This is a genomic window from Acidovorax sp. LjRoot204, from assembly GCF_056175785.1.
Map to the genome: position 1 here is coordinate 1 of NZ_JBGFFF010000154.1, position 10,349 is coordinate 10,349.

Annotated in this window: 11 protein-coding genes; 10 read left to right on the forward strand and 1 reads right to left on the reverse strand. The window is 65.3% G+C overall.

Features of this window, described 5'->3' with window-relative positions; translation table 11 throughout:
* The 5 genes from norR to AC04MI_RS20355 form a co-directional block, all read left to right on the forward strand.
* On the forward strand, positions 1–953 hold a 953-nt coding region (gene norR, locus AC04MI_RS20335; RefSeq protein WP_476498544.1), incomplete at its 5' end, for a nitric oxide reductase transcriptional regulator NorR.
* 121 nt (positions 954–1,074) lie between these two features.
* Entirely contained in the window at positions 1,075–2,274 is a 1,200-nt protein-coding gene (locus AC04MI_RS20340) for a threonine ammonia-lyase (RefSeq protein ID WP_436076598.1), read from the forward strand.
* An 88-nt stretch (positions 2,275–2,362) separates the two neighbouring features.
* On the forward strand, positions 2,363–2,509 hold the full coding sequence (locus AC04MI_RS20345; RefSeq protein ID WP_476498545.1) for a hypothetical protein: 147 nt from the start codon (positions 2,363–2,365) through the stop codon (positions 2,507–2,509).
* Positions 2,510–2,601: 92 nt separating this feature from the next.
* Positions 2,602–3,309: a 7-cyano-7-deazaguanine synthase QueC gene (queC, locus tag AC04MI_RS20350; RefSeq protein WP_056057093.1), complete on the forward strand. Its 708-nt coding sequence runs from the start codon at positions 2,602–2,604 to the stop codon at positions 3,307–3,309.
* Positions 3,310–3,614: 305 nt separating this feature from the next.
* Positions 3,615–5,486 carry a phosphoenolpyruvate carboxykinase (GTP) gene (locus AC04MI_RS20355; protein ID WP_476498546.1) on the forward strand — a complete coding sequence of 624 codons (1,872 nt, stop codon included), beginning with the start codon at positions 3,615–3,617 and terminating at the stop codon, positions 5,484–5,486.
* 186 nt (positions 5,487–5,672) lie between these two features.
* Here the strand turns inward: AC04MI_RS20355 and AC04MI_RS20360 are convergent, their stop codons facing one another.
* Positions 5,673–6,113: a hypothetical protein gene (locus AC04MI_RS20360; protein WP_056057089.1), complete on the reverse strand. Its 441-nt coding sequence runs from the start codon at positions 6,111–6,113 to the stop codon at positions 5,673–5,675.
* A 137-nt stretch (positions 6,114–6,250) separates the two neighbouring features.
* On the opposite strand from AC04MI_RS20360, the gene AC04MI_RS20365 reads away from it, so the two are divergent.
* From AC04MI_RS20365 to AC04MI_RS20385, 5 genes are all read left to right on the forward strand, one after another.
* Positions 6,251–7,228 (forward strand): LysR family transcriptional regulator, encoded by a 978-nt coding sequence (locus AC04MI_RS20365; protein WP_476498547.1) that lies wholly within the window; start codon positions 6,251–6,253, stop codon positions 7,226–7,228.
* 12 nt (positions 7,229–7,240) lie between these two features.
* Positions 7,241–8,086 carry a metallophosphoesterase gene (locus tag AC04MI_RS20370; protein ID WP_436076599.1) on the forward strand — a complete coding sequence of 282 codons (846 nt, stop codon included), beginning with the start codon at positions 7,241–7,243 and terminating at the stop codon, positions 8,084–8,086.
* A gap of 113 nt (positions 8,087–8,199) precedes the next feature.
* Complete coding sequence (locus AC04MI_RS20375; protein ID WP_015011999.1) at positions 8,200–8,622, forward strand: universal stress protein; 423 nt, start codon at positions 8,200–8,202, stop codon at positions 8,620–8,622.
* A gap of 191 nt (positions 8,623–8,813) precedes the next feature.
* Positions 8,814–9,269, forward strand: a complete 456-nt coding sequence (locus tag AC04MI_RS20380; protein ID WP_056057084.1) for a fasciclin domain-containing protein — start codon at positions 8,814–8,816, stop codon at positions 9,267–9,269.
* A 55-nt stretch (positions 9,270–9,324) separates the two neighbouring features.
* On the forward strand, positions 9,325–10,263 hold the full coding sequence (locus tag AC04MI_RS20385; RefSeq protein ID WP_099731587.1) for a fasciclin domain-containing protein: 939 nt from the start codon (positions 9,325–9,327) through the stop codon (positions 10,261–10,263).
* The last annotated feature ends 86 nt before the right edge of the window (positions 10,264–10,349 follow it).

Sequence of the window (10,349 nt, forward strand, 5' to 3'; positions counted from 1 at the left end):
GCTCGGACCTGCCCGTGTTGTTGCTGGGCGAAACTGGTGTGGGCAAGGAGCTGTTCGCGCGCCTGCTGCACCGCCAGTCCACGCGCCGCACCAAGCCCCTGGTGCACGTGAACTGTGCGGCGCTGCCCGAGTCCCTGGCCGAGAGCGAACTCTTTGGCCACGTGCGCGGTGCGTTCTCCGGCGCAGTGGCCGACCGGCCGGGGCGCTTCGAGGCGGCCGAGGGCGGCACGCTGTTCCTTGATGAGGTGGGCGAGCTGCCGCTGGCCGTGCAGGCGAAGCTGCTGCGCACGCTGCAGAACGGCGAGATCCAGCGCCTGGGCGCCGACCGCCCGCGCCGTGTGGACGTGCGCGTGATCGCCGCCACCAACCGCAACCTGCGCGACCAGGTGCGCGACGGTGCGTTTCGCGCCGACCTGTACCACCGGCTGTCGGTGTACCCGGTGCCCATCCCGCCGCTGCGCGAACGGGGCAACGACGTGCTGCTGATCGCGGGCCGTTTTCTGGAACTCAACCGCGCGCGCCTGGGCCTGCGCAGCCTACGGCTGTCCACATCGGCACAGGCGGCGCTGCGCCGCTACCCCTGGCCCGGCAACATMCGCGAGCTGGAGCATGTGATCAGCCGCGCCGCCCTCAAGGCCCTGAGCCGGGGCGTGAACCGGGCCGACATCGTGACGCTGGAGCCCGCGCTGCTCGACCTGGACGCCGACGCGGCCAGCGCGGCCCATGCCCCGCTGAACACCAGCGCCTCCACCCCGGCGGCAGAGCTGCCCGCGACCGCCACCACCCCAAACACCGCCGACAGCCCGCTGCGCGATGCCGTGGATGCCTGCCAACGGCGCGCCATCACGCAGGCCCTGGCGCGCCACCAGGGCAACTGGGCACAGGCCGCGCGTGCGCTGGAGGTAGACGCGAGCAACCTGCACAAACTGGCGCGCAGGCTGGGCCTCAAATAGATAATCAAAATTGATAGCAAACAGTGCATGAATTTCTAGCGCTTGCGGCACTTTTCATTCAATTTCTTGCCCGGCACCCGCCACAGTGCTCCACCGGCCCGCGTTGCGCCACAATCGGCCCATGCTGACCCTCCAAGACATCCGCGACGCCGCCACCCGCCTACAAGGCCAGGTGCTGGACACCCCCTGTGTGGAATCCAAGACGCTCTCGCAGATCGTGGGCGCGCAGGTCTTCCTCAAGTTCGAGAACCTGCAGTTCACCGCATCCTTCAAAGAGCGCGGCGCCTGCAACCGGCTCACGCTGCTGACGGACGCTGAGCGCGCACGCGGCGTGGTGGCCATGAGTGCGGGCAACCATGCGCAGGGCGTGGCCTACCACGCGCAGCGACTGGGCCTGCGCGCCGTGATCGTGATGCCGCGTTTTACCCCCGGTGTGAAAGTGGAGCGCACGCGCGGTTTTGGCGCCGAGGTGGTGCTGCATGGCGACACCCTGGAAGAGGCACGCGCCCACGCCTACGCGCTGGCCGATGCGCAGGGCTTGACCTTTGTGCACCCGTATGACGATGAAGGCGTGGCCGCCGGCCAGGGCACGCTGGGCCTGGAGATGCTGCAGGCCGTACCCGACCTGGACACGCTGGTGATCGCCGTGGGCGGCGGCGGGCTGATCTCGGGCGTGGCCACGGCGGCCAAGGCACTCAAGCCAGGCATCGAGGTCATCGGCGTGCAGACCATGCGCTTCCCGGCCATGGTCAACGCGGTCAAGGGCACGCACCACCCGCAGGGCACATCAACAATAGCCGAGGGCATTGCCGTGGGCACGCCGGGCAAGATCACGCAGGAGATCGTCAAGCGCCTGGTGGACGACCTGGTGCTGGTGGACGAAGGCGACATCGAGCAGGCCGTTCTGATGCTGCTGGAGATTGAAAAAACCCTGGTCGAAGGCGCAGGCGCCGCCGGGCTGGCCGCCCTGGTGCGCTACCCCGAACGCTTCCAGGGCAAACGCGTGGGCCTGGTGCTGTGTGGCGGCAACATCGACCCGCTGCTGCTGGCGGCCATCATCGAGCGCGGCATGGTGCGCTCGGGGCGCCTGGCGCGCATCAAGGTCAGCGCACGCGATGTGCCCGGCGTGCTGGCGCGCATCACCGCCACCGTGGCCGACGCGGGCGCCAACATCGAGGAAGTGCACCACCAGCGCGCCTTCACCATGCTGGCTGCGCAGAACGTGGAGATTGAACTGGTGCTGCAAACCCGGGGCAAGCCCCATGTGGATGAGGTGCTGGGACAGCTGCGGGCGGCGGGCATGCAGGCCGACCTGATCTGAGAGCCTGTTCATAGAGACCACAGGGTTTTGTCCCTGCACAGGTTCTCGCGGCTAGAATTGCGCAAGTTTTAAGCATCTGGAGCCCACCATGTCTGACCACAACACCTCGCACGCCCCCGCAACACCATCGAACGACCCTGTGGAAAACGTCGTTCACGTGGYCCCCGTCGTGCTGCCGGTGGTGGGCGGCATCATGATGTTCCTGCTGGCGTTCATCGCCGTGATGATGGCCTGACCGCTCCGGCAGGCCTCCACCACAGCCCCGCAGTGCGGGGTTTTTTTTCGTCCAGCCCCCACTCCCATCCTCGTTTGACCTGGAGAACCCCCATGAGACCCGGACACGCACTCGTCCTCTTTTCCGGAGGCCAAGACTCCACCACCTGCCTGGCCTGGGCCCTGGAGAACTTTGCCCATGTCGAAACCATCGGCTTTGACTATGGCCAACGCCACCATATCGAACTGCAGGCGCGGCAGACGGTGCTGTCATCGCTGCGCGCGCAGTTTCCGCAGTGGAACGCCCGGCTGGGCGAGGACCACATGCTGGACCTGGCGGTCCTGGGCCACATCAGCGACACCGCCCTGACCAGCGACACCGAGATCCAGATGACCGCCGCCGGCCTGCCCAACACTTTTGTGCCAGGGCGCAACCTGCTGTTCTTCCAGCTGGCGGCCGCCGTGGGCTACCGGCGTGGCCTGCACACTCTGGTGGGCGGCATGTGCGAGACCGACTTTTCGGGCTACCCCGACTGCCGTGACGACACGCTCAAGGCGCTGCAGGTCGCGGTGTCGCTGGGCATGGGACAGCGTTTCACCTTCGATACCCCACTCATGTGGCTGGACAAGGCCGAGACCTGGGAGCTGGCCCGGTCGCTGGGCGGGCAGGCGCTGGTCGATCTGATCGTGAACGACTCGCACACCTGCTACCACGGCGTGCGCGACACGCTGCATGCGTGGGGCTACGGCTGCGGCACCTGCCCGGCCTGCGCGCTGCGCAAAAGCGGCTATGAGCGCTGGAGCGGTGCCACGACCGCCTAGCCCCAAAGTCCACGAAGATGGGGGCAAGAACCATGCATAAACCTATGTTATTTTTGCATGGTTTTGACCCCTGTCTGACAGACAAACCGGCGGCAGATTCATAAAATTGACATCCCAGCCGACCCGCGGAATCCGTGGAACTAGCCTCCACCCGTGGGGCTGACACACGCTCCCGCCCGCCGACTGAGCACGAAAGCCGTTTTTTCAAAGGCAGCGCTCAGCACCGCAACTGCGCCAGGCCTCGCCGTGACCCGCCCGGTCCGCTTCCTTTGAAAAAACGTTTTTTCAACTTAGGAAGCTCCCCGATGAACGCACCCACGATGCAGGGCCTGAATCTCAACGCCCCCGCTTACGTCAAAAACGCCCGGCTGCTCGCCTGGGTCGCCGACATGGCCGCCCTGTGCAAACCCGACAGCATCTACTGGTGCGATGGCTCCAAGGAAGAGTACGACCGCCTGTGCCAGCAGCTGGTCGATGCCGGCACCTTCAAGAAGCTGAACCCCGCCAAGCGCCCCGGCAGCTTCCTGGCCTGGTCCGATCCATCGGACGTGGCCCGTGTGGAAGACCGCACCTACATTTGCTCGGCCGCCAAGGAAGACGCCGGCCCCACCAACAACTGGATGGCTCCCGCTGAAATGCGCGCCACGCTGCAGCCACTGTTTGACGGCTGCATGAAGGGCCGCACCATGTACGTGGTGCCGTTCAGCATGGGCCCACTGGGCAGCCACATCGCCCACATCGGCGTGGAGCTGACCGACAGCGCCTACGTGGCCGTGAACCAGCGCCTGATGACCCGCATGGGCAAGGCCGTGTACGACGTGCTGGGTGTGGAAGGCGAGTTCGTGCCTTGCATGCACACCGTGGGCGCGCCCCTGGCCGAAGGCGAGAAGGACACGACCAGCTGGCCTTGCAACCCCAAGGTCAAGTACATCGTGCACTACCCCGAAACGCGCGAGATCTGGTCCTACGGCTCGGGCTACGGCGGCAACGCGCTGCTGGGCAAGAAGTGCCTGGCCCTGCGCATCGCATCGACCATGGGCCGCGACCAGGGCTGGCTGGCCGAGCACATGCTCATCCTGGGTGTGACCAACCCCGCCGGCAAGAAGTACCACGTGGCAGCGGCCTTCCCCAGCGCCTGCGGCAAGACCAACTTCTCGATGCTGGTGCCTCCCGAGGCGGGCTTTGCCGGCTGGAAGGTCACCACCATCGGTGATGACATCGCCTGGATCAAGCCCCATGCCGATGGCAAGATGTACGCCATCAACCCCGAGGCTGGCTACTTCGGCGTGGCKCCCGGCACCAACATGCWSACCAAYCCSAACTGCATGSRCAGCCTGGACMAKGACGTGATCTTCACCAACGTSGCSCTSACSGACGACGGCGACGTSTGGTGGGAAGGCATGGAAAAGGACACGGGCAAGCTGCCCGACCACCTGATCGACTGGCAAGGCAAGGACTGGACGCCCCAGATCGCCAAGGAAACTGGCGCCAAGGCCGCCCACCCCAACTCGCGCTTCACGGTGGCTGCCACCAACAACCCCGCACTGGACGCCCAGTGGGATGACGCCAATGGCGTGGCCATCGATGCCTTCATCTTCGGCGGCCGTCGCTCGACCACGGTGCCCCTGGTGACCGAAGCCCGTAGCTGGACCGAAGGTGTGTACATGGCTGCCACCATGGGCTCCGAGACCACTGCCGCTGCGTTTGGCGCCCAGGGCGTGGTGCGCCGCGACCCGTTCGCCATGCTGCCGTTCTGCGGCTACAACATGAGCGACTACTTCCAGCACTGGCTCAACATGGAAGGCAAGATTGCCGCCACCGGCAAGGCGCTGCCCAAGGTGTTCTGCGTGAACTGGTTCCGCAAGGACGAGGCTGGCAAGTTCGTCTGGCCCGGTTATGGCGACAACATGCGCGTGCTCAAGTGGATGATTGACCGCATCGAAGGCCAGGCCCAAGGCCAGGAAACCATGTTCGGCGTGGCCCCGCAGTACGCAGAGATCAACTGGACGGGCCTGGACTTCAGCGCCCACAAGTTTGACGCCGTGACCAGCATCGACAAGGCGGCCTGGGCCGAAGAGTTCAAGCTGCACGATGCACACTTCGAACAGCTGGCCTACCACCTGCCAAAGGCGCTGCTCGATACCAAGGCGCAACTGCAAAAGCGTTTGGCAGCCTGACGCTGCGACATTCAGTCAAGGAAGCTGACCATTCAAAGCCGTCCCGCCCTTGCGGGGCGGCTTTTTTTCGTGCGGACACTGCAAGAACAGACTGCACGCGGGGCGCAACGGGGCATAAAAAAAGCCGTGGCGTTGGCCACGGCTTTGAATGGGAGTCTCTGCGCAGCGTGCGCCGCGCAAAATGCTTCAGTAGTACTTGCGGATGCTGTTCACAGTGGGAATGCCCATGGCATGGTTCAGTTCAGCCATGATCCGTGGGTCCTTCAGGGCGACTTGCCAGGTGCGCTGATCTTCAGCAGCGCGGCGACGGCTTTCAGCCCATGCCAGCGCAGTGCCGCGCAGCGCAACACCGGCGCGGCGGGCGGGGCTGGTCAGGAGCGCCAGGGCCGCAAAGGCCACGAGCCACAGCACCATCCAGGCAGCCAGCAGGTGGCCTTCGGTCCAGGTGTCGATGACTTGGTTGGCCACCACCAGCAGCGCGGAGACCACGGCGGCCAACAGCAGGGAGGCTGCGCCACGCGCGCCGTCAAAATGGGCGGCAGCGCTCTTCAGAGCGGCGGCTGCGTTTTCGGCCCGGACAACGCCGGGGTGTTCGGTGGGGTACTCAACGTGTGCAAAGGCGGTCATTTCGGTTTCCCTTTTCTAACGCTTGTGGCGAGATTGCCGGGCGATGGGGTGATATTAGGGTTTACCCTTTGCATGTTCAAGTTTATATTTTGAATCATTGATATTCATATCAGTGATGAATATGCTCTCGGGTGACCATGACTCCCCTGAACTTCCGCTCCCTGGACCTGAACCTGCTGCGCGTCTTTGACGAGGTGATGGCAGAGCGCAGCCTCACCCGGGCTGCGCACAAGCTGTCTATCACCCAGCCGGCCGTCAGCAATGCCATGCGGCGCCTGCGCGATGTGGTGGGCGATGAACTGGTGGTGCGCAGCGGCCAGGGGGTGGAGCCCACGCCACGTGCGCTGGCCCTGTGGCCGCCCGTGCGCGAGGCCCTGGCCCATTTGCAGGAGTCCCTGGCGCCGGGGCACTTTGACCCGGCAACGGCGGAGTCCACCTTTGTGCTGGCGATGGCCGATGCCACGGCGGCGACGCTGGTGCCGGCCCTGGTGGAGATCATCGAGCGCGAAGCCCCCGGCATCTCCATCYGCGTGCTGCCGCTGACCACGCGCGACCCCCGGCGTCTGCTCGAAGAAGAGGCGGCCGACATGGCTGTGGGTTACTTTCCAGCGGCACTGGCCGACCTCACCGCGCGGGCGCAATCAGGCGGCGTGGTCGCCTTTGAAAGCCGCCGGCTGTACGACGGCGAATACGTGTGCGTGATGCGCCAGGGCCACCCTCTGGCCGACGCGCCCCTGACGCTGGACACCTACTGTGCAGCGCGGCACATGCTGGTGAGTTTTTCGGGCCGGCCCTTTGGTTTCATCGACGAAGCCCTGGCGTCGCTGGGCCGCGAGCGCAAGGTGGTGATCACGGTCAACCAATTCTTCACGGCCGGTCGGGTGGTGTCGGGCTCGGACCTGCTGACCGTGCTGCCGCGCCACTTTGTGCCAGTGACCGGCATCGCCGACGCCTTGGTGCAACGGGCTTTGCCGCTGGACGTGCCCGCCGTGCACGTGGATGCCCTGTGGCGCCGGCGCGGCCCCCAGCAGGCTGCAATGACCTGGCTGCTGCAGGCGCTTGCACGGTCAGCACGGCGCACCTTTCCGGGGCAGGACCTGCACGGCACGCCTTAGACTGCACGGCTGATGAATATCCAGCTTTTGTCCGACCTCCATCTGGAGGCACACCCCCACTTTGTGCCCGAGCCCGCCCCTGGCGCCGATGTGCTGGTGCTGGCGGGGGACGTGGGCTCCTACCAGCAGGGCTCTCAACTGGACGACGACGACTTCGGCCTGGCCCGGTTTTCGCCGTTGTCCCAACATGCAGGCTGGCCGACCCCCGTGCTGTTTGTGCCCGGCAACCATGAGTACGACGCCCAGGACTTCGATGCCGCGCACCTGCGGCTGCGCCGGACCTGCGACCGCCTGGGCATTGCGTGGCTCGAACGTGAAACCCTGGTGCTGCAAGGCGTGCGCTTTGTCGGCACGACGCTCTGGAGCGATTTCGACGCGCTGGCCGACCACGAAGGCACCACCGACCTCACGCGCCGGCTCAAGCTGCGCGACAAGGCTTTTCGCGCGGCCAACTTCTACCTGCGCAAGACCGGTGGCACGCGCCACGCGGAGCCGTTTCTGGCCGAACCCATGCGCGATCAGGCGCTGGTCTGCCAGCAGTGGCTGCGCGATGCGCTGCAGCAGCCATTTGACGGTGCCACCGTGGTTGTCACCCACTTTGCGCCCAGCCTGCGCAGCGCCGACCCCCGCTACGGCCTGGTGCCTGGCACGGCGGGGTTTTGCAACGCGCTGGACGACCTGCTGATGTACACCCCGCTGTGGCTGCACGGCCACCTGCATGCGCCCAGCGACTACACCGCCCAGGGCACGCACAGCGATGGCTCCGCCTGGCAGTGCCGGGTGGTGGCCAACCCGCTGGGTTATGCGCGCAAGGGCGAGCAGATAGCGTTTCAGCCGCGCTGCATGGTCACCGTATGATCGGTGCGCGGTTCGTACGAATCCGCCACGCGCCGAACAGAACAACATGACCCAGGTCAAGACAACAGGCACCCGCGCAGAGTAGTCTGCTTCATCCTTTTTCGGAGAACACCATGAACATCCTGCTTGCTGTCGATGGCAGCGCCTACACCAAGAAAATGCTGGCCTACCTGGCCACCCACGAAGAACTGCTGGGCGGCACCCACACCTACACCGTGCTGACGGTGCAGGCCCCGCTGCCTCCCCGTGCACGCGCCGCGCTGGGCAAGGAAGTGGTCGACAACTACCACGCTGAAGAAGCCGAAAAAATCCTCGCCCCGGTGTGCAAGTTCCTGGGCCGCCACGGGGTGGATGCCAAGCGCAGCGTCAAGGTCGGCGCGGTGGGCGAGACCATTGCCAAGGTGGCAGACACCGGCAAGTTCGACCTGCTGGTCATGGGCTCGCACGGCCATGGCGCCATCGCCACGCTGGTGATGGGCTCGGTGACCACCCAGGTGCTGGCCCACAGCAAGGTGCCGCTGCTGATCGTTCGCTGAACGCGCAGGTCCACAGCGCACAACGGCGCAACGCCCACCCCAAAGCCCTGCCTTGCAGGGCTTTTTTTCATCTCGTTACGACTAAAGGGTTACTGAATAACCAATCAGTTTACTTTCGTACCAAATGGTTATACATTCGCGCCACGCCCATCTTGGCGTGTCATTTCCATCGAAACCGAGAGGAACGACCCATGAAGAAGACCCTGATTGCACTCGCTTTGACCGCTGGCGCCACCTTCAGCGCCATGGCGCAAGACATCGTCGATACCGCCGTGAAGGCGGGCAACTTCAAGACCCTGGTAGCCGCCGTGCAGGCCGCCGGTCTGGTGGACACCCTCAAGGGCCCCGGCCCGTTCACAGTGTTTGCCCCCACCGACGAAGCGTTCGCCAAGATCCCCAAGGCCACGCTGGACGGCCTGCTGGCTGACAAGGCCGCACTGACCAAGGTGCTGACTTACCACGTGGTGCCCGGCAAGGTCATGGCCAAGGATGTGAAGGCGGGCAAGGTCAAGACCGTGCAAGGCCAGGAACTCACCGTCACCACCAACATGGGCGTGATGGTCGACCAGTCCAAGGTCATCGCCGCCGACGTGGCCGCCAGCAACGGCGTGATCCATGCGATCGACACGGTGCTGATGCCCAAGTAAGCCACTGGCACCACCGCTCTTTTCACCCACCATCCATTCACGAGGAGAAGCCGCCATGAACACCGTATTCAATCGCCGCACCGTCCTGATGGCCGCCGCGCTGGGCGCCAGCACCACCCTGTTGCAGGCCTGCGGGGGCAGCGACGACGAACCCCAGCGCAACATCGTCGAGCTGGCGCAAAACACCCCCGAGCTGAGCATCCTGGTCGAAGCCGTGGTCGCAGCAGGCCTGGCGCCCACGCTGAGCACAGGCACGCTCACCGTGTTCGCGCCCACCAACGCGGCGTTTGCGGCGTTGCTGACCGAACTGGGCGTGACCAAGGAAGCGCTGCTGGCCAACAAGCCCCTGCTGACCGCCGTGCTGACCTACCACGTGCTGGGCAGCAAGGTGATGCGGGCTGATGTGCCTCTGGGCAAGGCGATCACGCCGGTGTCGGGCGGCTTCTTCAAGATCGAGTCGAACAACGGCCTGAAGATCACCGACGGCCGCAACCGCGTGAGCACCATCACCAGCACCGACATCCAGGCCAGCAACGGCGTGGTGCATCTGGTGGACAAGGTGCTGCTGCCCGCCGACAAGGACATCGTGGCCACGGCCTCGGCCCTGCCGGACTTCAGCATCCTCGTCGAGGCCGTAGTGGCCGCGGGCCTGGTGAGCACACTGCAAGGCGCTGGCCCTTTCACTGTGTTTGCCCCCACCAACGCCGCGTTTGCTGCGCTGCTGACCGAGCTGGGCGTGACCAAGGACGCGCTGCTGGCCAACAAGACCCTGCTGACCCAGGTGCTGACCTACCATGTGGTGCCCGCGCGCGTGCTCAAGGCCGAAGTGCCCGTCAATACCGCCATCACCACCGTGCAGGGCCAGACCTTCACCATCAACGCCAGCTTGGTGATCACCGACCAGAACATGCGCACCAGCAGCATTGTGGCCACCGACGTATTCACCAGCAACGGCGTGATCCACGTGGTGGACAAGGTGATCCTGCCGAAGTGACAGGGCCCCAGGTGCTGCGCGGCCCCACCGGCGCAGCACCCATACAGCAAAAAGCCCGGCGTGCCGGGCTTTTTGCTGTGTGGCCT